Raw genomic sequence first — 22,189 nt, forward strand, 5'->3', positions numbered from 1 at the left:
GTCAAATAGCAAATGCTTCTATAGCAGGTGCTACTGTGCATAGCATGGACATGGACGACCTCACGCTCTGGCGCCGCGAGCGCCTTCAAGCGCTCGCACAGAAGCTGGGCGGCAATGCCGCGCTGGGGCGCCGGCTCGGCTATAAGGACGGCGCGTTCGTAGGCCAGATGATCAAAGGCGTGCGGCCGATAACTGAAAAGACCATCGCGGCAGTGCACGAAATGCATGAAGCGCGGGATTGGTTCAGTAAGTCTGTGAGCGGTGGCGAGGTGATGGAGCTCGACACACATCCAGATCTCGAACCCGTGCGCGTGGTGCGGCTTCGGTTGCAAGCTGGCGTCAACGGGTTCGCGGTCGAGCCCGATGAAACTGAAGCTGCACCGATCTTTTTCCGCTCTGACTGGCTCCGTCGACGCGGTCTCAAGTCATACAACTTGGTGGCCGTCAGGGTCAGCGGACAGAGCATGGAAACGACCCTGTTCCACGATGACGTTGTGGTGGCCAACACAGCGGACACGGAACCGAAGGACGGCGAGGTTTATGCCGTGAACTTCGAGGGCGAGCCGGTCGTCAAGCGCTTGATTCGGGAGAGCGGAACCTGGTGGCTGTCTTCAGACAATCAGGATCAACGTCGCTACCCAAAGAAGGAATGCCGAGGCGACTCCTGCCTGATCGTTGGCCGGATCGTCCATAGGCAGAGTGAACGGATCTAGGGCCATCCCACCACATCGGGCCGTAGCAAACCTAGTCGCTCTCTGCCCCACCGAACAGAACAATAGCTTTTGCTATTGCATGAAGATGTAGCTTTCGCTACAGTTCACTCCAGCGCCGCATGTCGCAGCGCCTCTTGGAGTGAACAATGCCATTCGGAGCTACGAATCTTGTCAGCGTCCGCCGCAAGGCGAACGCGCCCGTCCCGAGGGCCTATCGGTGCTTTTACTCTCCGGTCGACCGGTACGGCTCACCGAGCAACACTGAAAACGGTGTTCTTCCCTTCATTGATCTGAAGGCGGTGGACGGCGAGGCCGCTGTGCGCAAGGCTCACAAGAAGACCGGCTGCGCAGTCGCTGCAGTAGAACGGTTGGAGCACGCATCGTGAGTGCGGCGACACAGCCGCTGAACACGCTGCTCGACAGGTGCATCGACTTCCTCGAAGGCTTTGAGGACGATCCCGAGCAGTGCGTCGCACCGCTTATCCAGCAGCTGCGCCGGGCCAACTGCCCCGGCCTCTTGCACCTTCTGGTCCCTGACACCGGTGCGCCTTGGGTGTCTGCATACGGCGACTTCGCATGGACGCCACACGCTGGCACCCGCATATCGGCCTTCACATGGGAGCGTCACAGCAATTGGTCCCGCCCGGGCCTGTACGAGTGGTCGGCCAAGCGCTTTGATGAAAGTGGCCGCTCCTGGCACACCTCAGGCTTCAGCACGGTTGATGACTTCGGCAACCTAGTAGAGGTGCCCCAGTGAAGGCCTTCGCGATCGCGGTCGGCATCGTGGGCCTCGTGTTTCTGTATGGCGTGGTCGACGCCATCGACGAAGCCAACAGAGCCGACTGGGACACGCGCGTGGTCCAGCGCTCGCCCGGGTGCAAGCCATGAGACGCCTCCTCGATCCGCTCCAGCTCGAGGAGCTCGTGGCACCTCGTGAAGAGCCGCGCTTCACACCGATGGAACGCCTTGTCGCCGTGGCGAAGGTCCTGCTCACCGCGTTCGTTGTCTCCACCTTCTCGCTGGTCGGCATTGCGCTCGCGCTCTCCGGCCTGCCGGGAGCCGCACCGTGATGGAAGACGCCGTGCACACGTCTGCACAAGCGGACGAGCCCGACATGTTCGGAGGCGTTGACCTAGCAAACGGGCCCGACATGCACGCGGTCATGCTCGTCTTTCAAGGCGAGCTGATCTCGGATGCCGAAGTCCGCACCCAGCTGGTCGGGACGGACTCTCACCCTCGGCCCGTCCTTTGGGTCGAAGTCCGGCCGCTCAGCGGTGTCCATCGAACCGTCCACGCCAAGTGGATCTACACCGAGGCCGCGCGCAAGCAGGCCGAGGGCATTGCCGCGACCTTGAAAAAGGGCGCGCGCGTCACCGTCACCACGCCGATCGACGACATGCGGACCATCTTCCCGCACGTCGCCAGCGTGGCCCTCCTCCCCTCCCATTGAAAGGTCCGCATGGCGATCGCCTTCATCCGCACCCCCTATGGCGCTCAACCGCCTCGGTCGTTCCCCGACCGCCACGTCATGAAGTCCGTGATCGTGTACGGCCCGCCGGCGTGCGGGAAGACACGGCACGCGGAGGAACTCCGCGCCGGCTTCAAGCTGGACAAGATCGTGGACGACTGGGACGGCCAGCATCGCGACAACATCGGTGTGCTGTACCTGACCAACACCGTGCCCGCCCGCTTCGTCGGTGGCCGCCGCGTCTTCTCTTTCAAGGAAGCCTTGGCCTACGTTCGGAAGGCCAAATGATGGCGAACAAGAAGCACATCATCGCCTTGGCTGGCTACGCAGCCGTCGGCAAGGACACCATCGCGGATCTGCTGGTGGAGCACTTGGGATTCCGCAAGCTCGCCTTCGCTGACGCGCTGCGCGGCGAGGTCTCCAACGCCTTCGGTGTCGAGATCTCCTATCTCGTTCATCCGAGCACGAAGAACAATCCGATGCCGGCGCTGGCAATGCGGCGCGCGCCGATCGGGTTCCTTGCTGCCGTTTCGCTTGCACACGATGTCGTCGCTCGCGATCGCACAGGACGCGTGACAGCGGAGTGGCTGGATCAACCCCGGTCACCTCGCCAGATCATGCAGTGGTGGGGCACGGAGTACCGCCGTCGCGAGCACGACAAATATTGGTCGCGGCAATTGTTCCAGCGCGTGATCGACTGCATGCGTGACGGCGAAAGCCGCTTTGCGCTCACAGACCTGCGGTTCCAGAACGAGGCCGAGATAGTGCGCGCCTTGGGTGGACAGATCTGGCAAGTCAAGCGCCCCGGCATCGACGGCACCACGACCGCGGAAGGGACGCATGCCAGCGCCACGGACGGCAGTTGCTTCGCACCCGATGCCGTGCTTTCGAACAGTCACGACATGCGCCACCTGCAGCAGCTGGTCCTCGGCGAGTTTCTCTCGCTCGAGGCCGGCATCGCAGGTACGACCGTATCGGTGCCCGAATGAACGACCGCTACGCCACCACACGCATGCCGTACGCCCGCGCGAACGGTGCGCCGCCCGTCATGGCCGGCAGCTACACGTGCCCCGAGCTCGGCCGCACCTGCACCCGGCCAGGCGCCTACGACGCGATGGCGCTGCCCAGCCTCCAGAACGGCCGCCAGAGATTCCCCGCCGGCCCCTGCGCCGCCGACAACACCGAGCCGCCCGCGCTCACCAATGCGGCGTGAGCCGCGGAGATCCTCATGTCCCTCGATTCACCCATCGACGAAGTCGAAGTTTCTGATGCTCAACTCGACGCCGGCGAGTTCATGCTGCTCGACGTCGACGTCATCGTCTCCAGCCTCACCAACCCGCGCACGATCTTCGACGACGCGAAGTTGGCAGAGCTCGCCGAGAGCATCAAGGCCAGCGGCGTCCACCAGCCGATCCTCGTGCGCCCCCTGCCCGCCGCGCGTCTCGACGAAACGAGCCGCAAGCTCGGCCGGACCCAGCGCGAGACGCACGAGCTCATTTCCGGCGAGCGCCGCTGGCGCGCATGCAAGCTGGCCGGCAAGGCCACGGTCCCGGCGCTGGTGCGGCGCATGACCGACGCACAAGTGCTCGAGGCGCAGATCGTCGAGAACCTGCAGCGCGCCGATCTCACCGAGCTCGAGGAGGCGGAGGGCTACCAGCGCCTGGTCGACCAGGTCAGCATTCCGAAGGAAGAGATCGGCAGCAAGATCGGCAAAAGCCGCGCGTACGTCTACGCGCGACTCAAGCTGCTGGACCTGAACACCGCCGGCCGCGAGGCGCTGCGAAGAGGCGAGATCGATCCGAGCAAGGCGCTGCTGATCGCCCGCATTCCCGACGAGAAGCTTCAGATCAAGGCTCTCGGCCAAGCCACCGGTAGTGACAACTACGGCCGCGCGCTCAGCGTCAAGGACCTGCAGGAATGGCTGCAGACCAATGTAATGCTGTCGCTCAAGCGCACAAGCTTCGACATCAAGGACGTGACGCTGCGCGACGGCGCCGGCGCGTGCCCCGAGTGCCCAAAGCGAACGGGCGCGAACCCGGATCTGTTTGCCGATGTCGAGAGTGCAGATCTCTGCACGGACCCAACCTGCTACCACGACAAGCAACGAACGGCCGCGGACCGACGATTCGAAGAAGCCCAGCGCGAGGGCAAGAAGGTCATCGACCAGGTCCAGGCCGCAAAGCTGAGCAAGACAGATTCGAGGGAGTGGCTCAAGGGCTACTACATGCTGGATCTGTACCCCGACTACAACCTTGAGCTTGACGGCTCCTCGCTGCGCAAGGCCCTCGGCAAGCACTGCCCGGAGCCCGTGCTCGTGAAGCATCCGGAGTCGGGCGAAGTCTTCGAGGCACTGCCCATCGACAAGGTCAAACGCATCGTTCGCGAGCAGGGTCTGTCGCGATCGGCCAAACGCGAGAAGCGCAATGCTGCGGACTCTGAGAAAACCAAGCTCGTACAAGCGGTGAAGCCGATCGAGGAGCGCCAGGAGTACATCGAGCGCTGGCGAGCTGCTGCGCTGGCGCGTGCCGATGAAGCCCTGCAGCGCGATTCCGCTGTCGGCACGCCTGACCTGATTCGCGCATGGCTGATCGATGAGGAGGATGACAACTACGAGGCAAGAGAGGCGCTGCATACCATCCTTGGCGGCAATATCCACAAGCTGGACTCGGCGATCGCGGCGACGCCTGATCAGGAAGTGCCTCGCCTGCTGCTTCGCTACATGCTGCATCGTTCCGCCGAGCGCTACGGCGCATGGGCAGATGACAACGCAGCCCGCCAAGGCCCGCGCACTGCGTTGTTCGAGATCCTGTACATCGCAAACGTCGACGTCAGCGAGATCTGCGCCGAGACGAAGCGCGCAATCGAGAGCGAAGAACGAGCCGCCGATGCCGAAGCCCAAGAGGCGTCGGCTCCGGAAACCAAGCCGGTAAAAACGGCCAAGGCAAAAAAATCGACCGCCTCGCCTGCGGCGCAGAAGGTACGCGCGAGGAAGCCTTCGGCCGAAGAGGTGCAGATGCAGATCGCTGAGCAGCTGCAGGCACTTGACCAGGCGCCTGACGGCGCAGGGCAAGGTGGAGCGGCTGAAGCCGCTCAGGGACAGGACCAGGCGCCTGACGGCGCAGACGAAGAGGAAGGCGCGGCACCTGCCGCGCTCGCGCCCACTTTCAGCCTTGGTCAACTGGTCAGGGTCAAGGCCGGCAGTAAGAGCGCCGGCGGGAAAGCGCTCAAGACCATCGGCAAGGTCGGCCGCGTGATCGGCCTCGGCGACGACGATCGCGTGCACCTGCGCCACGGGCCGCGCTCGCATGAACTGGTGATCGTCCTGCCCAACCAGCTGGAGCACTACACCGCGGATCCGGTGATCGGCAGCAAGGTTCGAATCCACCCGAAGAGCTTCTTGGAGTCGCGAAACAAGCTGATGTGGCGGGAGGGCGAGGTAGGCGCCTGCACCGACGAGGGCTGGCAGGTGACTCTCTCGGCCACGACGAAGGATGCGGAGCTCGTCGACACGTTCGCCACCAACGAGCTCGAGGTGCTGGCATGAAGCCCACCCATCACCCTTCGAACACCCGCACCCTCGGCGCGCCTGTAGGCTGGGATCACACCGGTATTCCGGTCGATGATCTCGGCATCACCGACCAGGTAATGGATGGTGTGCCATGCGTCTGGTCGTTCTGGGAACCCGATGCTGTCGAGCTCGCGGCGATCGCGGCCGGCAGTAAGGTGGTTCTGTCGATCGTGGGTCGGACGATGCCGCCGGCGCTGCTGCTGGTCGAGGCGCAACAAGTCCAGTGCGCCCCGCATGCCAGCGCGCCCCCACAAACCCAAGCGGTGCTCGACGTGCTCGCAGAGCGAGAGCGTCAGAAAAGCCAAGAGGGCTGGACGACGGAGCACGACGACGGGCACGTCAATGATGAGATCGCCGCCCTCGCATGCTTCTACGCAATGCCACCAGGTGCACGCGACTGGCCAGCGACGGAGACGGGATACGGCGACACCTTCGGCACGGCAATCGTCCCGGAAGGCTGGGCTCCCAAAGAAGGTGATCGCCGGCAGGAGCTCGTGAAAGCTGGCGCACTGATCCTCGCCGAGATCGAGCGCCTCGATCGCGAACTCGAGAGTGGCTCGCCAGGTGAGGCAAGCTGCGTCACCTGCGGCTGCACTGACAGCCATGCATGCGTCGGCAGTTGCAGCTGGCTCTGGGTCGATCGCAACAAGCGCAAAGGCCTATGCAGCAGCTGTGCGCCGGAGATCTCGGCTGAAGAAGTGCACCGCGACAAGCTCGGCCAGTGGTGGCACTCGGTTCTCGATGACTTGCCTGCAGATACTTCGTATGTCCCGCTGCTCGACGCGGCCGGACTAGATCACATCGTCGTGACGCGCGACGAGGCTCCGCAAGCTGTCCAGGATCGTCTCGAGGCGCAATGGGATGGTGACTTCAGTTTCTGGGAGCTGCAGCCGCCCACCGGCAATGGCTGGTTTCTGCTCGGCGCCTACGACACAGAGGACGGCCCGGTGCAATGCTGGGTGCGTCCCGCCGGTACAGGGACCGCAGCGGAAGGCGGGCCGACGTGACGCGCACGTCTGTCCTCCTGACGCCCTCGGAGCTTGAGACTTCGATGCGGCCGCTGCGGGTGGCCGCTAAGGCGCTGCGTGTAGGCGTCGCGACTGAGGTTCAATGGGACCAGGTCCGCAGTTCAGTCCAGGCCGCCCAGGTCCTCGAGAAACGGGTCATGCCCCTCGGCGTGTCCGAACACCTTCACAGCGCCCAGATCGCGCTGCAGGCGATCGCACAGCGTGCCATGGCCACGGGCGCCTGGCGTGCCGCCGAACTCTACCTGCAGGAGATCGACCACATCATGACTGCGGTGGATCTGCACGAGTGGCAGCTGCTACAGCTCAGCGCGGCCGAGGCCCAACGCTACGTGCCCAAGCCGCCGATCATTCAAGCGATGTGCCTACCCGCCGGCCACGTCGACCAGTTGCAGGGAGTTCTGGCATGAGCACCGCTTCCCCTGTGACTCACCCACGCCTGCGCGAGACGGTCGATGGCGTCGAGAAGCTGTGCACGAAGTGCGATGAATGGTGGCCGGCCGATCGCGAGTTCTTCTTCGGCGATCCCGAAGGCGTCCACCGCCTCTTCTACTGCTGCAAGGCCTGCTACCGCGAACAGCTCAATCCGCGCCGGCTCGACAAGTCCGCAGATCCGCAGCGCCGCGCCTTTCCCACTCTCTTCGGAGCTCGCGCATGACGCACACGTGCCATGCCGACGGCTGCGACAAGGCCGTGCCCCCGAAGTACCTGATGTGCGGTAAGCACTGGGCCATGGTGCCTCTGACGCAGCAGCGCGAGATCTGGCGCCACTACCGTCCTGGCCAGGAGGTCGACAAGCGGCCGTCGGCCGATTACCTGCGCGTGATGAAAGTTGCGATCGACCAGGTCGCACGTGCCGAAGGGCAACAAGGAAGTTTGCTATGACCGATACCGTCGACCAATCAGCGGCGGCCGCCGCCCCTGCCGAAGATCGAGTGATCTATCGCAGCGAGCTGTGCCAGATGACCGGCGTTGGCTCTGAAGCCGTGCGCCGTTGGCTCAAGGCAAAGAAGATCCCGCCGCCCGACGTCCACATCAGCCAAAAGACGATGGGCTGGCGCCTCTCAACCCTCCGCGCTGCCGGCATAGGGCTTCTCTAACCAGTCTGCCCAGGCCTGCAGCATGGGCCTGCGCTCTCTCATGTATTCGGCGCGGTTGTAGGCCGCCCTCACCTTGTCTTCAGGTGAGTGCGCGAGCTGCCTCTCGATGGCATCCGCGCCGTAGCCCTCCTCATTGGCCCACGTCGACGCTATCGAGCGCCACCCGTGTCCCGTCATTTCCCCCTTGTAGCCAAGCCGAGCGATCAGCGCTAGCACGCCGTTCTCGCTGATCGGCCGATCGATCCGGTGATCGGCTGGGAACACGTAGTCGCAGCCCGGCCGCCGGCGGGCCCGCATCTTTTCGAGGATCTCCAGCGCCTGGCGCGACAACGGCACGATGTGATCCTTGTCGCGCTTCATCCGCTCGCCGCCGATCAACCAGGTGTCGCCGTCGACCTCGTCGAACTTCATCATCCGCATTTCGTTGGTACGCACCCACGTGTAAGCGAGGAACTTGCAGGCCAGCACCGAGTTGAGATCCTTTTCGAACCCGAGCCGGCGGACGAACTCGTGAACCTCAGCCAGCTCGAGCGAGGCGTGGTTCTTCACCTTGCGTCGACCGAAGGCCTTTTTCGGGTTGATCAGCTCGGCCGGGTTGATGCTGGCCAGCTCCTGCTCCACCGCCCAGTCGAAGACCTGCGACACCCACATACGGACCTTGCGCACGTAGACGAACTTGCCGCCGGCGTCCATGCGGTTGAGCTCGGCCAGCAGCATCCCCCGATCGATCTCTGCGGTGGCCAGGTCACCGAGGTTGGGCTTGAGATGGAGCTCGATGCCGCGCAGCGCATTCGCCCGATAGTCAGGGGAGACGTCCTGCCTTCCATTCCAGAAAGCCTCACAGTCTTGCCAGAACGTCGATGCAGCGCGTTTTTTCTTGGTTGTCGGTACTACCCCCGCCTGGAGGCCTTTGCGCAGCTCAGCGCATCGGACCCTCGCTTCAGCCAGGCTGAGCAGCGGATAGTCGCCCAGAGACTTCGTTTTCGGCTTGCCGTCGACCCGATAGGCCATCCGCCAGACCTTCGCGCCCTTGGCGCTGACGAAGAGATAGAGGCCGTGGCCGTCGAAGATCTTGCGGTCCTTGGCCGTCGGCTTGGCCGTCTTGCAGAGGTGATCGGTGAGCGTGTTTGTAGGCATCGTGAATCGGATGCCGCTCAATGCCTACACGGATGCCTACCGGTTGCCGGTGTGGGACGGCGTTTGAAGGTGGGGAATTGACCGGAACGCAGGGGCAGAGAAACGGCTAAGGCGTTGATTCTGCAGCGGTTTCGGTGGGGAATAGGCGAAAAAATAGCCCCTTGCGGGGCCATTCTTGGAGGAGAGGGAGGGATTCGAACCCTCGGTACTATCGCTAGTACGCCTGATTTCGAGTCAGGTACATTCGACCACTCTGCCACCTCTCCGGTGCTGTCGAGCCTACGATTATAGCGGATAAAAACGGGTCTTTTGAAGCCCGCACGCTCAACCGCGCAACACTTCCAGTCCGCCGATGTAAGGCCGCAGCGCGGCCGGCACGTTGATCGAGCCGTCCTCGTTCTGGTGGTTTTCGAGCACCGCCACCAGCGCGCGCCCCACCGCCAGGCCGGAGCCGTTCAGGGTGTGCACGAGTTCGTTCTTGCCCTGCGCATTCTTGAAACGCGCCTGCAGCCGGCGCGCCTGGAAGGCCTCGCAGTTCGAGACCGAGCTGATCTCGCGGTAGGTGTCCTGCGCCGGTAGCCAGACCTCCAGGTCGTAGGTCTTGGCGGCGGTGAAACCCATGTCGCCGGTGCACAGCAGCACCACGCGGTACGGCAGTTCCAGCGCCTGCAGCACGACCTCGGCATGGCCGGTCATCTGTTCGAGCGCGTCGTAGCTCGTCTCGGGGTGGACGATCTGCACCATCTCGACCTTGTCGAACTGGTGCTGGCGGATCATGCCGCGCGTGTCGCGCCCCGCGCTGCCGGCTTCCGACCGGAAGCATGGCGTGTGCGCCGTGAGCTTGATCGGCAATTGCGACTCGGCCACCACCTCGTCGCGCACGAAATTGGTCAGCGGCACTTCACTGGTCGGGATGAGGTACAGCGCCGAATGGTCCGGCGCGGGCTCGCCGTCCTGGCCGCCCTTTTTCACGGCGAAGAGGTCGCCTTCGAACTTGGGCAGCTGGCCGGTGCCGCTCAATGTGGCGGCGTTGACGATGTAGGGCACGTAGCACTCGGCATAGCCGTGCTTCTCGGTCTGGGTGTCGAGCATGAACTGCGCGAGCGCGCGGTGCAGCCGGGCGATCGGGCCCTTCATCACGCTGAAGCGCGAGCCGGCGAGCTTGGCGCCCATCTCGAAGTCGAGGCCCAGCGGTGCGCCGAGGTCCACATGGTCCTTCGCGGCAAAGCCCAGCGGCTTGGCGTTGGCGCCGGCGCCGCCTTGCGGGCTCCAGCGGCGCACTTCGACGTTGCCGGTCTCGTCCTCGCCGACCGGCACGCTGGCGTGCGGCAGGTTGGGCACGGCGAGCAGCAGGGCCTGCAGCTCGGGCTGGATCTCTTCGAGGCGTTTGGATTGCGATTCCTGCTCGGCCTTGAGCGCGTTGACCTCGGCCATCAGCGCATCGGTCGATTCGCCCTTGGCCTTGAGCGGGCCGATCTGCTTGTTCAGCGTGTTGCGGCGCGCCTGGATTTCCTCGGTGCGGGTCTGGACGGTCTTGCGTTCGGCTTCGAGCGCACTGAACGCCGACACATCGAGGTAGGGCTGGTTCTTCTTGCGTTTTTCGAGGCCGGCCACAGCGGAGGCCAAGTCTTTTCGGAGCAGGGTGATGTCGAGCATCTGCCGATTTTAGGTGGGGCGCGATGTCACGCCGCCCCGCCTTGCCCGCAATCTCAGGCGACGGTGGCCGGATCCACGTTCGCCCCGCAGACGATCAGGCACACCTTCTCGCCCTCGCGCGGCACATAGGCGCCGGTCTGCAGCGCCGCCAGCGGCAGCGCGGCGGCCGGCTCCACGGCGAGCTTCAGTTCCTTCCACAGCCACTGCTGCGCGGCGCGGATGGCTTCGTCGGACAGCAGCAGCGCGTCCTGCACCTGCTGCTGCGTGATCTCCCACGAGATCGCGCCGATGCGGCGTGCGCCGAGCGAATCGGCCGCGATGCCGCCGACCTCGACATCGACCGGCTCGCCGGCTTCGCGCGCGCGGAACAGCGTCGGCGCCTTCTCGGGCTCCAGCGCCACGACGCGAGCGCGCTTCTCGAACCAGCCGGCGAGACCGCCGATGAGGCCACCGCCGCCCACGCTCACGAGCACCGAATCGGGCAAGCCGCCCTGCGCTTCGATCTCGTGGCCCAGCGTGCCCGCGCCGGCCACCACTTCAGGCTGGTCGTAGGCATGAGTCAGCAAGGCGCCGGTTTCCTTCTGCCGCGTGAGGCAGGCAGCCAGCGCATCGGGGTACAGCTCGCCGACCACGACCACTTCGGCGCCCAGCGCACGCAGGCGCGCGCGCTTGGCTTCGGGCGACACACCGGGCAAAAACACCTGGCAGCGCACGCCCAGCGCCTTGGCGGCCGCGGCTGTGGCAATGCCGGCATTGCCGCCGGAGGCCACGACCACGCCGCTCTCGGGGATTTCATTGGCGAGCAGCCGGTTCATCATGCCGCGGGCCTTGAAGCTGCCGCTGACCTGCAGGTGTTCGAGCTTGAGCCAGACCTCCACGCCGGGCACCTCGATGCCGAAGGCGGATGCGGGCAGCTTCCAGAGCGGTGTCTGGCGCAGGAAATTGCCGGAGCGTTCACGCAGCCTGCGGGAGGCGCTTTCTATTTCAGAGCGCCAGTTTGTCGTTTGCTTGTTCAAGAGATGTGTCCCGGAGGCGGAATGTCGTCGAGCTTGAGGCCCTTGGGGAGCGGAAACTTGATGGTCTCCTCGATGCCGTCCATCTTGCGGACCGACACCGCGCCGAAAGCCCGCACGCGATCGATCACCTCGCGCACCAGCACCTCGGGCGCCGAGGCACCGGCCGTGAGGCCGACGCGGCCCTTGCCCTCGAACCACTCGGGCTTGAGTTCGTCGGCCGAATCGACCATGTAGCTCTCGGTGCCCAGGCGCTGCGCGAGTTCGCGCAGCCGGTTGCTGTTGGAGCTGGTGGGGCTGCCGACCACGATCACGAGGTCGACCTGCGGGCTCATGATCTTCACCGCGTCCTGGCGGTTCTGCGTCGCGTAGCAGATGTCCTGCTGCTTGGGCTCGCGCACGTTGGGAAAGCGCGCGCGCACCGCGGCGGCGATTTCGGCGGCGTCGTCCACGCTGAGCGTGGTCTGCGTGACGACCGCGAGCTTGTCGGTCTGCCCGGGCGAGACCTTCGCCACGTCGGCCACGTCCTCCACGAGGTGGATGCCGCTGGAGAGCTGGCCCATCGTGCCCTCGACCTCGGGGTGCCCCTTGTGGCCGATCATGATGAATTCGTAGCCTTCCTTGGCGAGCTTGGCCACCTCGACGTGCACCTTGGTCACCAGCGGGCAGGTGGCATCGAAGACCTCGAAGCCGCGGTCGCGCGCCTCCTGCTCCACCGCCTTGCTCACGCCGTGCGCGCTGAACACCAGCGTGGCGCCGGGCGGCACGTCGGCCAGGTCCTCGATGAAGATCGCGCCCTTGGACTTCAGTTCGTTGACCACGTAGGTGTTGTGCACGATCTCGTGGCGCACGTAGATCGGTGCGCCGAACTTGGCGATGGCGCGCTCGACGATCTCGATGGCGCGGTCCACACCCGCGCAGAAACCGCGCGGCTCGGCGAGGATGACTTCCTCGATGCCCCGGTTCATAGCACCCCAATCAGACGGACCTCGAAGGTCACAGGCTGGCCAGCCAACGGATGGTTGAAGTCGAAGCGCACCGCGGTCTCGCTCGATTCGATCACCGCGCCCGCATAGCTGCCGGTGCCATCCGGCGTGGGGAACTGCACCACGTCACCGACCGCGTATTTCTCGTCGGGGTCGCCCATCTGCGCGAGCAGCTTCTTCGCCACCCATTGCTGCATCTCGGGATTGCGATCGCCGAAAGCCTCGCCGGCAGGCAGTTCGAAGGTGGCGTGCGTGCCTTCTTCGAGGCCCAGCAGGCGCTGCTCCATGGCAGGCGAAAGTTCGCCGGTGCCCAGCGACAGGGTCGCGGGCTTGTCGGCGAAGGTGTTGATGATGTCCCCCGCCGGCCCGGCCAGCCGGTAGTGCAGGGTGAGGAACGAGCCGGAAGTCACGACATGGGACATTGGGGACATGGGGGCAGCAGAGGTGGGCAAAGACAAGGTGGGTGTCCCGATAAACTGGACTGCATTTTAAGGACGGGGGCCTTCCACCCGTCCCATCCAAGGTTTCCCAAGATTTCCCCCCAGGTTCCGATGGCTTTCAAGGATCTCCCCGCCAACACCCGCCCGCGCGAAAAACTCATCGCCCGGGGCGCCGCGGCGTTGGCCGACGCCGAGCTGCTCGCGCTGCTGCTGCGCACCGGCGTGCCCGGCAAGAACGTGCTGCAGATGGCGCAGGAACTGCTCGATCGCTTCGGCGGCCTCTCGGGGTTGCTGCACACCGGCCCCGAGGACCTGAAGGTCGTCAAGGGCATGGGCGGCGACGCCAAGCGTGCCGAACTCATCGCGGTGCTCGAACTGGCCCGCCGCGCCATGGCCGAGCAGCTCAAGGAGCGCACGGTGTTCGACTCGCCCGATGCGGTCAAGCAATACGTGCAGCTGCACATCGGCTCGCGGCCGCACGAGGTGTTTGCGGTGCTGTTCCTCGACGTGCAGCACCGGCTGATCGTGCTCGAGGAGCTGTTTCGCGGAACGCTCACGCAGGCGAGCGTCTATCCGCGCGAAATCGTCATGCGCGCCCTGCACCATCAGGCCGCGGCCGTGGTGTTGGCACACAACCACCCGAGCGGCTGCATCGAACCTTCGCGCGCCGACGAATCGCTCACGCAAACGCTCAGCGCCGCGCTCTCGCTGGTGGACGTGCGCGTGATCGACCACGTCATCGTGAGCCCGGGGCAGAGCTTCTCGATGGCCGAAAAAGGATTGCTCTGATGGCCTCGCGCCCCTCTCCACCCAAAACGCTGAAGAATCTCGCCGACCTCAAGCAGGTACAGCGCGTGCTGGCCGAAACGCGCGAACGCGAAGCAGCCGAGGCGGCTGCCAAGGCCGCCGCCGAACGCAAGCGCGCGGCCGAGAAAGACCTGTTCGCGCGCGCCATCGGCGCCACCGAACCGCTACGCCGCAAGGCCGCGGTGCCGCTCGCGCCCGAGCCGCCCGCGCCGATTCCGGTGCAGCACCAGCTCGACGAGCAACGCGTGCTGCGCGAATCGCTCTCCGACGAGTTCGACGTGACCACGCTGCTGGACGTCGATGACGCCATGAGCTTCCGCCGCCCCGGCATCGGCACCGACGTGACGGCGCGGCTGCGCAAGGGCGACTGGTCGATCCAGGCGCAGGTCGACCTGCACGGCCTGCGCAGCGACGAGGCGCGCGAGGCGCTCGGCGGGTTCATCCGCAATGCGCACAAGCAGGGCCTGCGCTGCGTGCGCGTGGTGCACGGCAAGGGGCTGGGGTCGCCCGGCAAGCAGCCGGTGCTCAAGACCAAGACGCAGCGCTGGCTGATCCAGAAGAACGAAGTGATCGCGTTCGTGCAGGCGAAGCCGGCCGAAGGTGGTGCGGGCGCTCTGGTGGTGTTGCTGGCGCCGGTGCGGCGCTGAAGCCGCCCTGCGCGCGCATCACGGAGCGGCGCGGTTACGCCAGGTGGTTCTTGAGCGGAATCGTCGCATCCGCAATCGCCACCGGATCCGGACTGCGCCCCGCTTCGAGCAGCTTGCGGCTCATCATGTGATCGACCGGCGCGTTGACCGATTCGACGCATGCGAGCTGTCCGTCGACATAGTGGAACAGCGAGAACGCCTCGGGCTTGGGACCGGGGCGGCGCACGCTGGTCAAACCCGGCGTGCCTTCAGCCGGCATCAGCCCCACCATCTGCAAACGCATGCTGCCCTGATCGGACCAGAACCACGCGACCGCATCGTGCGGTCGCGGCGCGCCAGTCAGCGTGGCAACTGCGGTGCGTGCCTGATCGTTCGCGTTCTGCACCGATTCGAGCCGCAGCGCGCGGCCCGCGCGGCGATCGGGGAAGCGCGTGCAGTCGCCCACGGCGAGCACGCCGGCCGCGCTGGTCTGCATGTGGCCATCGACCACGATGCCGTCGGCGCACTCGATGCCCCCGGCTTGCGCGAGTGCGGTCTCGGGCACGGCGCCGATGCCGAGCAGCAGCAGGTCGACTGGCTGCCTTGCGCCGTTGACCTGGATCGACACCAGCCGCTCGCCCTCGACCTCGAACGCACCGGTCTGCGCGCCGAGCACGATGTCGATGCCCGCCGCGCGATGCGTTGCGAGCACATGCGCCGACAGCTCGGGCGACACGGCGCGGCCCAGCAGGCGCGGTGCGCTCTCGATCACCTGCACGCTCTTGCCTAGCGCCTTGGCGGTAGCCGCCACTTCGAGGCCGATGAAGCCGCCGCCGAGCACGGTGACGTGCTGCGCACCGGCGAGCCGCTCCCGCAGGCGATGCGCCTCGTCGGCGGCGCGCAGGCTCGCGACGTTCTCGAGCCCCGGCCTCAGGTCGGGCATCTGACGTGCGCGCGTGCCGGTGGCGAGCACCAGGCGTTCCCAGGGCAGTACCGCGCCAGAGCGCAGCGTGACGGTGTGCGCCTCGCGGTCGATGGCCACGGCCGCATCGCCCAGGTGCAGCGTGATGCCCGCTTCGCGGTACCAGTCGGCGGCCTTGTGGGGCTGCGTGGTTTCTTCGGCGCTCTTGAGAAATGCCTTCGAGAGCGGTGGCCGGTGGTACGGCTCGCAGGCCTCTTCGCAGACCAGGTGCACGCGCGCGCCCTGCCCGGCTTCGGCAAGTCCGGCGCAAAGCTGGGCCGCGGCGTGGCCGCCGCCGATGATGACGATGGAATTCATGAGGGAAAGTCTTTCGGAATCGGTGTCTGTTTTTATTCGCCGCGATTGCGCATCCAGTCGGCGGTCTGGAAGAACGAGGTCCGCAGCCTTTCGCGCAAGTCATCGGGCACGCCGGTCTCGCCCATCGCCTGGTCCATGCAGGCGAGCCACTGGTCGCGCTCCTTGATGCCGATGCTGTGGCCACCGATGCTCTGCGGCAGATGACGCGCGCGCAACATCGGATGGCCGAAGCGATCGGTGTAGTGCTGCGGGCCGCCGAGCCAGCCGCACAGGAACCAGAAGAGGCGCTGGCGCGCGTTGTCGAGGCTGGTGCCGTGCACGGCGCGAAGTTGCGCGTAGGCGGGCTCGAGGTCCATCAGGTCGTAGAAGCGCTCGACCAGCGCCTCCACTTTCGGCTCGCCGCCAATCCGCTCGAAGGGGGTGCCGGCGGGCGGCTTTTCTTGAATCTGCATGGGCGGGAGTATCCCTCTGCGTGTGTCTAGGCCTGCACGAGGTTCGGAATGCCCACATCGGGGTTCACGTCCGCCTCGTAGTCCACGCCTTCGACCGCGAAGCCGAAGAGGCGCAGGAACTCGGTCTTGTAACCCGCGAAGTCGGTGAGTTCATGGATGTTCTCGCTCGTGACCTGGGGCCAGAGTTCGACCACGCGCGCCTGCACGTCGGGAGCCAGTTCCTTGTAGTCCGCGCGCAGGCGTCCTTCGTCGTCGAGGTGCGGGGTGTTGCCGTAGAGGCTCTCGGCAAACAGGCCGTGGACCTGCTCAATGCAGCCTTCGTGCGTGCCCTTTTCCTTCATCACCTTGAAGAGCAGCGACAGGTACAGCGGCATCATCGGAATAGCCGAACTCGCCTGCGTCACGACCGCCTTCAACACCGAGACGCGCGCATCGCCGCCCTTCGCGGCCAGCCCGGCGCGCAGGCCGAGCACCTTCTGATCGAGGTCCTTCTTGGCGGCGCCGATGGAGCCGTTCCAGTAGATGTCGTGCGTGATCTGCTCGCCCAGGTAGGTGAAGGCGGTGGTCTTCGCGCCTTCGGCCAGCACGCCGGCGGCCTGCAGCGCGTCGATCCACATCTGCCAGTCCTCGCCGCCCATCACGGCGACGGTGTTGGCTATTTCTTCCTCTGTGGCGGGCTCCAGCACGGTTTCCTTGACGACCTCGTTGTCGGTGTCCAGGCCCCGCAGGGTCACGGCTTTGCCGATGGGCTTGAGCGTCGAGTTGAAGACCTGGCCGGTCTTCGGGTGGGTGCGCCGCGGCGCGGCCAGGCTGTAGACGACGAGGTCGACCTGGCCGAGGTCCGCGCGGATCGCATCGATGGTCTTCTGCTTCACGTCGTCGGAGAAGCCGTCGCCGTTGATGCTCTTCGCGTAGAGGCCTTCTTCGGCCGCCGCGCGATGGAAGGCGGCGGTGTTGTACCAGCCGGGCGAGCCGGGCTTGCTCTCGCTGCCGGGCCGCTCGAAGAAAACGCCCAACGTATCGGCGCCGCTGCCGAAGGCCGCGGTGATGCGCGCGGCGAGGCCGTAGCCGGTCGATGCGCCGATGACGAGCACCTTCTTCGGCCCTCCAGCGATCCGGCCCTGCGCCAGCACGTAGTCGATCTGCTGCCTGACGTTGGCTTCGCAGCCCGTGGGATGGGTCGTGACGCAGATGAAGCCGCGCACGCGCGGTTTGATGATCATGAAGACCTCGCTGGATGTGATGCCGGGAAGGCCGCGAATTTAACCCAGCCGGTCGCGGAGGCATCCCATACGCGCCATATGCATATGTCGATTGACGATTTAATAATCAGAGGTTTTATTGATATGGTTCGGCCCTGATTTCCAATTGGAGAGAGAACAACCATGCGCCACACCCTGCTCGCCGCGGCCCTCGCCGCCTCCACCTTCCTCTTGGGCACCGTCGCCCACGCGGACCAGCTCGCCGACATCAAGAAAAAGGGCGAGCTCGTGGTCGGCGTGCTCGGCACCGACGAGCCTGCCACCTTCGTCGACCCGAAGACGCGCCAGATCGTCGGCTACGAAGTCGACCTGGTGAACGCCATCGCCAAGAAGATCGGCGTGAAGCCGGTGCTCAAGCAAATCGCCGTGGCCGCGCGCATTCCCGAGCTGCAGCAGGGCCACGTGGACCTGGTGGCCGCCGGCCTCACGCACAACAAGGAGCGCGAGGCGCAGATCGACTTCTCGCTCACCACCTTCGTGACCGGCCAGAAGGCCATCGTGAAGAAGGACAGCGGCATCGCCGACATCCCGCAGCTGGGCGGCAAGAAGGTGCTGACCATCCGCGGCGGCACGCAGGAGCCCAACATCCGCAAGGCCGTGCCCACCGCAGAGGTCGTGACCTTCGACACGAGCCAGCAGGCCTTCCAGGCGCTGCAGCAAGGCAAGGGCGTCGGCTACGTGGACGACGAGGCCGCGCTGCTGCGCAGCTACGCCAAGCTCGGTCCGGCGAAGGCGCAGTACGTGGTGCTCAAGCAGAACCTGAGCACCGAGGCGCTGGCCATCGGCATCAAGAAGGGCGAGAGCGGCCTGAAGGCGGTGGTGGACGACACGCTGCGCGAGCTCGAGAAATCGGGCGAGGCGCAGAAGATCTTCGTGAAGTGGTACGGGCCGGACACCGCATCGGGCTTCCAGACGCGCGACTTCAAGCTGGACAGCGACAAGATCGACTGACCGGTCTTCTGACTTTCTCCTTCCCCCTCTGGGGGAAGGCCGGGATGGGGGCAAGCGACCTTTGAGCAAGCCGCGGCGCATCGATCGCCGTCGTGCCCCCACCCAACCCTCCCCCGGAACGGGAGGGAGTCAATCCCCTCGCGACGGTGATACTGTCGCCCCCCATGCCCCTGTTCGACTATTCCTTGCTGCTGACCGGCAAGTACCACGACATGCTCGTCGCGGGCCTCCTGCTCTCGCTGCAGCTGCTCGCCGCCGCGCTCGTGCTGGCGCTGCCCATCGCGCTGGTGGTGGCGCTGCTGCGCCTCTCGCCGGTCGCGCCGCTGCGCTGGCTCGGTTTTGCGTACGTGGAGTCGATCCGCAACATTCCGCTGCTCGCGCACATGCTCTTCTGGTATTTCGGCGCGCCCGAGCTGCTGCCCGACGGCATCAAGCAATGGCTCTATGCGGGCCACATCGAGGCCTACAGCGCCATCGTCGCGCTCGCGCTGTACACGGCGGCCTTCATGGCGGAAGACATCCGCAGCGGCATCCGCGCGATACCGACCGTGCAGTTCGAGGCCGGGCGCGCGCTGGGCTTCGGCTTCCTGGACACCATGCGCCGCGTCGTGCTGCCGCAGGCACTGCGCATCACCGTGCCGCCGCTGATCTCGCAGACGCTGAGCCTCTGGAAGAACACCTCGATCGCCACCGTGATCGGCGTGGCCGAGCTGATGTACCAGGCCGGGCAGGTCGAGAGCGCGACCTTCCGCAGCTTCGAGTCGTTCGCGTTCGCGAGCGTGGCGTACCTGACGGTGTCGCTGGCCATCACCGGCCTCGCCACTTGGTATCACCACCGGTTCCCGGTGCGGACGATATGAACGCGTTCGAGCGGCGCCGGGCCGCCCCAAGGCGCGAGCGGCCCCCTCGGGGGGCAGCGAGGACACGCAGTGCCGAGCGTGGGGGCCATTGCTGATGCTTCAGATCATCAACGACTACTGGGTCTACTTCCTCATCGGGCAGTACCCGAACGGCCCGCTCGGCGGACTGGTGCTCACGCTGCTGCTGGCCTCGTGCGGGCTCGTGCTTGCGCTGCCGCTGGGCATCGTGCTCGGCCTCGCGCGCGTGAGCCCGTGGCGGTGGCTCCGCTGGCCGGTGACGGGCTTCGTGTTCGTGGTGCGCGGCCTGCCGCTGCTGATGGTGATCTTCTGGGCCTACTTCTTCCTGCCCAGCGTGACGGGCGTGAAGACCGACCAGTTCACCACCATGCTGATCGCGCTCGTGATCTTCGATGCCGCCTACCTCGCCGAGATCGTGCGCGCCGGCATCCAGGGCCTGCCGCGCGGGCAGATGGAAACGGCGCGTGCGCTCGGCCTGAGCTACTTCCGCGCGATGCGCCTCGTGGTGTTGCCGCAGGCGCTGCGCAGCATGCTGCCCTCGCTGGTGAATCAGTTCGTCTCGACCATCAAGGAGACCTCGCTCGGCTACATCATCGGCCTGGCCGAGGTGTCGTTCATCGCGACGCAGATCAACACGCAGGTGTTCACCAAGCCCGCGCAGATCTACCTGATCCTGGGCGGCACGTATTTCATTCTTTGCTTCGGCCTGTCGCGCTTTGCCTATTGGCTGGAGCGTCGGCTCGCGCGCCGCGGCATGTCCACCACGGCCTCCAAGGTGTCCGCATGATCGAACTGCAGAACGTCAACAAGTGGTACGGCAGCTACCAGGCCCTGGTCGACATCAACGAGACCATCCACAAGGGCGAGGTCGTCGTGGTGTGCGGGCCTTCGGGCTCGGGCAAGTCGACGCTGATCCGCACCTTCAACCGGCTGGAGCCGATCCAGTCGGGCCGCATCCTCTTCGAGGGCCAGGACATTCACGCGCCCGGCACAGACGTGAACGCGTTCCGCTCGCGCATCGGCTTCGTGTTCCAGCAGTTCAACCTGTTCCCGCACCTCACGGTGCTGCAGAACTGCACGATGGCGCCGATGCAATTGCGCGGCCTTACACGCAAGGAGGCCGAGGAACGCGCGATGGCGCTGCTGCACCGCGTGGGCCTCGCGAACAAGGCCAATGCGTGGCCGAGCGAGCTCTCGGGCGGGCAACAGCAGCGCGTGGCGATTGCGCGCGCGCTCGCGATGCAGCCACCGCTGATGCTGTTCGACGAACCCACCAGCGCGCTCGACCCCGAGATGGTCGGCGAGGTGCTGCTGGTGATGCGCGACCTCACGCGCGACGGCATGACCATGGTCTGCGTGACGCACGAGATGGGCTTCGCGCGCGAGGTGGCCGACCGCGTGATCTTCATGGACGAAGGCAAGGTGCTCGAACGCGCGACGCCCGACGATTTTTTCAACCGGCCGCAGCATCCGCGTGCGCAGCAGTTTCTTTCGGACATCCGTTCGCCGTTTGCCCGCGACGCGTGACATGCTCTCTTCGACCATGACCACCACCGCCCCTCTTCTTTCGCTGCCCGTGATCGACGTCGCGCCGCTCGTGGCCGGCGCGCCCGAACGCAGCGACGTGGCCGCGCAGATCGGTGCCGCCTGCCGCGCGCACGGCTTCTTCTATGTCACGGGTCACGGCGTCGATGCCGCGCTGGTGCAACGGCTCGAAGACCTGAGCCACCGATTCTTCGAGCTGCCCGAAGAAACCAAGATGCAGTGGCGCATGGCCCTGGGCGGGCGCGCGTGGCGCGGCTTCTTCCCGCTCGGCGGCGAGCTGACCTCGGGTCGGCCCGACTGGAAGGAAGGCCTCTACCTCGGCACCGAACTGCCCGCCACGCATACGCTGGTGCAGGCGAAGACGCCGGTGCATGGGCCGAATCTGTTTCCCGATGTGCCAGGCTTTCGCGAGACCATCCTTGAGTACATGGCTGCGGTGACGCAGCTCGGCCATCGCCTGATGGAAGGCATTGCACTGAGCCTCGGTCTGCCGGCGTCGTATTTCGCCGAGCGCTACACCGCCGATCCGCTGATCCTGTTCCGCCTTTTCAACTACCCCTCGCAGCCGGTGCCCGAAGGGCTCGACGTGCAATGGGGCGTGGGCGAGCACACCGACTATGGCCTCCTCACCGTCCTGCACCAGGACAGCGTGGGCGGCCTCGCGGTGCACACGCCGGGCGGCTGGATCGACGCACCGCCGATTGCGGGCTCCTTCGTCTGCAACATCGGCGACATGCTCGACCGCATGACCGGCGGGCTCTACAAGTCGACGCCGCATCGCGTGAAGCGCAACACCTCGGGGCGCAACCGGCTGTCGTTTCCGCTGTTCTTCGATCCGAATTTCGAAGCGCGCGTGCAGCGCATCGAAGGGCTTGCGGGCGCCAAGGCACTCGACGACAGCGCCGAGCGCTGGGACCGCGCCAACGTGCACGCCTTCAGCGGCCGCTATGGCGACTACCTGCTCGCGAAGGTGTCGAAGGTGTTCCCGCAGTTGCGCGACGAAGTGCTCTGAGCCTGGCTTGCGGGGATGTCGATGAACTCGTCTTCCCAACTGCCGATATCCGCATCGGGATCGGAGATGGGCACGAGCTTGTCGCTGCGACAATAAAAGGTCCAGCCCTCGAACTGCACGTCGTAGTAGGTGCCGGGCAGGTAGCGCTCGCTGGGCGCTTCATAGGGCGCCGAGACCACCTCCACGATGCGGCCGACCGCGCGCTCGGTCATCGGCGAGGCGAGGCAGCTGTCGACGACGTGGCACAGGGTGCCGATCTTGATGGCCATGC

30 protein-coding genes and 1 tRNA gene are annotated in these 22,189 nt (G+C 65.7%); 21 read left to right on the top strand and 10 right to left on the bottom strand.

Annotated features, from left to right (window positions below; genetic code table 11):
• Window positions 1-44 precede the first annotated feature (44 nt).
• The 14 genes from NU688_RS15390 (at window position 45) to NU688_RS15455 (ending at window position 7,874) form a co-directional block, all read left to right on the top strand.
• Window positions 45-713, top strand: a complete 669-nt coding sequence (locus tag NU688_RS15390; protein ID WP_257861562.1) for a S24 family peptidase — start codon at window positions 45-47, stop codon at window positions 711-713.
• Between the two features lie 382 nt (window positions 714-1,095).
• Window positions 1,096-1,470: a hypothetical protein gene (locus NU688_RS15395; protein ID WP_257861563.1), complete on the top strand. Its 375-nt coding sequence runs from the start codon at window positions 1,096-1,098 to the stop codon at window positions 1,468-1,470.
• Window positions 1,467-1,601, top strand: a complete 135-nt coding sequence (locus NU688_RS15400) for a hypothetical protein (protein ID WP_257861564.1) — start codon at window positions 1,467-1,469, stop codon at window positions 1,599-1,601. The genes NU688_RS15395 and NU688_RS15400 overlap by 4 nt, the downstream gene beginning before the upstream one ends.
• Complete coding sequence (locus NU688_RS15405) at window positions 1,598-1,783, top strand: hypothetical protein (protein ID WP_257861565.1); 186 nt, start codon at window positions 1,598-1,600, stop codon at window positions 1,781-1,783. The genes NU688_RS15400 and NU688_RS15405 overlap by 4 nt, the downstream gene beginning before the upstream one ends.
• Window positions 1,780-2,163, top strand: a complete 384-nt coding sequence (locus NU688_RS15410) for a hypothetical protein (RefSeq protein ID WP_257861566.1) — start codon at window positions 1,780-1,782, stop codon at window positions 2,161-2,163. The genes NU688_RS15405 and NU688_RS15410 overlap by 4 nt, the downstream gene beginning before the upstream one ends.
• A gap of 9 nt (window positions 2,164-2,172) precedes the next feature.
• On the top strand, window positions 2,173-2,469 hold the full coding sequence (locus NU688_RS15415) for an ATP-binding protein (protein ID WP_257861567.1): 297 nt from the start codon (window positions 2,173-2,175) through the stop codon (window positions 2,467-2,469).
• Complete coding sequence (locus tag NU688_RS15420) at window positions 2,466-3,170, top strand: hypothetical protein (protein ID WP_257861568.1); 705 nt, start codon at window positions 2,466-2,468, stop codon at window positions 3,168-3,170. The genes NU688_RS15415 and NU688_RS15420 overlap by 4 nt, the downstream gene beginning before the upstream one ends.
• Window positions 3,167-3,394: a hypothetical protein gene (locus tag NU688_RS15425; RefSeq protein ID WP_257861569.1), complete on the top strand. Its 228-nt coding sequence runs from the start codon at window positions 3,167-3,169 to the stop codon at window positions 3,392-3,394. Before NU688_RS15420 ends, NU688_RS15425 begins: the two co-directional genes overlap by 4 nt.
• 15 nt (window positions 3,395-3,409) lie before the next feature.
• Window positions 3,410-5,725, top strand: coding sequence for a ParB/RepB/Spo0J family partition protein (locus NU688_RS15430; protein ID WP_257861570.1), 2,316 nt, complete (start codon window positions 3,410-3,412; stop codon window positions 5,723-5,725).
• On the top strand, window positions 5,722-6,756 hold the full coding sequence (locus NU688_RS15435) for a hypothetical protein (RefSeq protein ID WP_257861571.1): 1,035 nt from the start codon (window positions 5,722-5,724) through the stop codon (window positions 6,754-6,756). The genes NU688_RS15430 and NU688_RS15435 overlap by 4 nt, the downstream gene beginning before the upstream one ends.
• On the top strand, window positions 6,753-7,184 hold the full coding sequence (locus NU688_RS15440) for a hypothetical protein (protein ID WP_257861572.1): 432 nt from the start codon (window positions 6,753-6,755) through the stop codon (window positions 7,182-7,184). The genes NU688_RS15435 and NU688_RS15440 overlap by 4 nt, the downstream gene beginning before the upstream one ends.
• A complete protein-coding gene (locus NU688_RS15445) occupies window positions 7,181-7,432 on the top strand; it encodes a hypothetical protein (RefSeq protein ID WP_257861573.1) in 252 nt (83 codons plus the stop codon). Before NU688_RS15440 ends, NU688_RS15445 begins: the two co-directional genes overlap by 4 nt.
• Window positions 7,429-7,659: a hypothetical protein gene (locus tag NU688_RS15450; protein ID WP_257861574.1), complete on the top strand. Its 231-nt coding sequence runs from the start codon at window positions 7,429-7,431 to the stop codon at window positions 7,657-7,659. The genes NU688_RS15445 and NU688_RS15450 overlap by 4 nt, the downstream gene beginning before the upstream one ends.
• The gene (locus tag NU688_RS15455; protein WP_257861575.1) at window positions 7,656-7,874 is read left to right on the top strand and encodes an AlpA family transcriptional regulator; all 219 of its coding nucleotides are present in this window, start codon (window positions 7,656-7,658) and stop codon (window positions 7,872-7,874) included. Before NU688_RS15450 ends, NU688_RS15455 begins: the two co-directional genes overlap by 4 nt.
• Here NU688_RS15455 and NU688_RS15460 read toward each other — a convergent pair.
• From NU688_RS15460 to NU688_RS15485, 6 genes are all read right to left on the bottom strand, one after another.
• Window positions 7,839-9,011 carry an integrase arm-type DNA-binding domain-containing protein gene (locus NU688_RS15460; protein WP_257861576.1) on the bottom strand — a complete coding sequence of 391 codons (1,173 nt, stop codon included), beginning with the start codon at window positions 9,009-9,011 and terminating at the stop codon, window positions 7,839-7,841. The genes NU688_RS15455 and NU688_RS15460 overlap by 36 nt on opposite strands.
• Window positions 9,012-9,187: 176 nt before the next feature.
• Window positions 9,188-9,277: transfer RNA gene (locus NU688_RS15465), tRNA-Ser, on the bottom strand.
• A 58-nt stretch (window positions 9,278-9,335) separates the two neighbouring features.
• Entirely contained in the window at window positions 9,336-10,667 is a 1,332-nt protein-coding gene (gene serS, locus NU688_RS15470) for a serine--tRNA ligase (protein WP_257861577.1), read from the bottom strand.
• Window positions 10,668-10,720: 53 nt separating this feature from the next.
• Window positions 10,721-11,683: a threonine/serine dehydratase gene (locus NU688_RS15475; protein ID WP_257861578.1), complete on the bottom strand. Its 963-nt coding sequence runs from the start codon at window positions 11,681-11,683 to the stop codon at window positions 10,721-10,723.
• Complete coding sequence (gene ispH, locus NU688_RS15480; protein ID WP_257861579.1) at window positions 11,680-12,648, bottom strand: 4-hydroxy-3-methylbut-2-enyl diphosphate reductase; 969 nt, start codon at window positions 12,646-12,648, stop codon at window positions 11,680-11,682. Before ispH ends, NU688_RS15475 begins: the two co-directional genes overlap by 4 nt.
• On the bottom strand, window positions 12,645-13,088 hold the full coding sequence (locus NU688_RS15485) for a peptidylprolyl isomerase (protein WP_257861865.1): 444 nt from the start codon (window positions 13,086-13,088) through the stop codon (window positions 12,645-12,647). The genes ispH and NU688_RS15485 overlap by 4 nt, the downstream gene beginning before the upstream one ends.
• A gap of 129 nt (window positions 13,089-13,217) precedes the next feature.
• On the opposite strand from NU688_RS15485, the gene radC reads away from it, so the two are divergent.
• Window positions 13,218-13,895: a DNA repair protein RadC gene (radC, locus tag NU688_RS15490; RefSeq protein WP_257861580.1), complete on the top strand. Its 678-nt coding sequence runs from the start codon at window positions 13,218-13,220 to the stop codon at window positions 13,893-13,895.
• A complete protein-coding gene (locus NU688_RS15495) occupies window positions 13,895-14,560 on the top strand; it encodes a Smr/MutS family protein (RefSeq protein WP_257861582.1) in 666 nt (221 codons plus the stop codon). Before radC ends, NU688_RS15495 begins: the two co-directional genes overlap by 1 nt.
• Before the next feature lie 34 nt (window positions 14,561-14,594).
• On the opposite strand, the gene NU688_RS15500 is transcribed toward NU688_RS15495, so the two are convergent.
• From NU688_RS15500 to fabV, 3 genes are read right to left on the bottom strand one after another with little or no spacing between them, the layout of a single operon-like run.
• Complete coding sequence (locus NU688_RS15500) at window positions 14,595-15,818, bottom strand: NAD(P)/FAD-dependent oxidoreductase (RefSeq protein ID WP_257861583.1); 1,224 nt, start codon at window positions 15,816-15,818, stop codon at window positions 14,595-14,597.
• 32 nt (window positions 15,819-15,850) lie between these two features.
• Window positions 15,851-16,270, bottom strand: a complete 420-nt coding sequence (locus tag NU688_RS15505; protein ID WP_257861584.1) for a group II truncated hemoglobin — start codon at window positions 16,268-16,270, stop codon at window positions 15,851-15,853.
• Between the two features lie 26 nt (window positions 16,271-16,296).
• The gene (fabV, locus tag NU688_RS15510) at window positions 16,297-17,493 is read right to left on the bottom strand and encodes an enoyl-ACP reductase FabV (RefSeq protein WP_257861585.1); all 1,197 of its coding nucleotides are present in this window, start codon (window positions 17,491-17,493) and stop codon (window positions 16,297-16,299) included.
• A 162-nt stretch (window positions 17,494-17,655) separates the two neighbouring features.
• Between fabV and NU688_RS15515 the strand changes: the two genes are divergently transcribed.
• The 5 genes from NU688_RS15515 to NU688_RS15535 all read left to right on the top strand — a co-directional run bounded on the left by NU688_RS15515 (window position 17,656) and on the right by NU688_RS15535 (window position 21,918).
• Entirely contained in the window at window positions 17,656-18,483 is an 828-nt protein-coding gene (locus NU688_RS15515; RefSeq protein WP_042580588.1) for an ABC transporter substrate-binding protein, read from the top strand.
• A gap of 164 nt (window positions 18,484-18,647) precedes the next feature.
• The gene (locus NU688_RS15520) at window positions 18,648-19,343 is read left to right on the top strand and encodes an amino acid ABC transporter permease (protein ID WP_257861586.1); all 696 of its coding nucleotides are present in this window, start codon (window positions 18,648-18,650) and stop codon (window positions 19,341-19,343) included.
• Between the two features lie 94 nt (window positions 19,344-19,437).
• On the top strand, window positions 19,438-20,148 hold the full coding sequence (locus NU688_RS15525; protein WP_257861588.1) for an amino acid ABC transporter permease: 711 nt from the start codon (window positions 19,438-19,440) through the stop codon (window positions 20,146-20,148).
• Window positions 20,145-20,888 (top strand): amino acid ABC transporter ATP-binding protein, encoded by a 744-nt coding sequence (locus NU688_RS15530; RefSeq protein WP_257861589.1) that lies wholly within the window; start codon window positions 20,145-20,147, stop codon window positions 20,886-20,888. The genes NU688_RS15525 and NU688_RS15530 overlap by 4 nt, the downstream gene beginning before the upstream one ends.
• 16 nt (window positions 20,889-20,904) lie before the next feature.
• Window positions 20,905-21,918 (top strand): isopenicillin N synthase family oxygenase, encoded by a 1,014-nt coding sequence (locus tag NU688_RS15535; RefSeq protein WP_257861590.1) that lies wholly within the window; start codon window positions 20,905-20,907, stop codon window positions 21,916-21,918.
• On the opposite strand, the gene NU688_RS15540 is transcribed toward NU688_RS15535, so the two are convergent.
• Entirely contained in the window at window positions 21,861-22,187 is a 327-nt protein-coding gene (locus tag NU688_RS15540; protein WP_257861591.1) for a hypothetical protein, read from the bottom strand. The two genes, NU688_RS15535 and NU688_RS15540, sit on opposite strands and share 58 nt — an antisense overlap.
• Between the last annotated feature and the right edge of the window lie 2 nt (window positions 22,188-22,189).

The sequence above is a fragment of the Variovorax sp. ZS18.2.2 genome, assembly GCF_024701975.1.
Taxonomy (GTDB): domain Bacteria; phylum Pseudomonadota; class Gammaproteobacteria; order Burkholderiales; family Burkholderiaceae_C; genus Variovorax.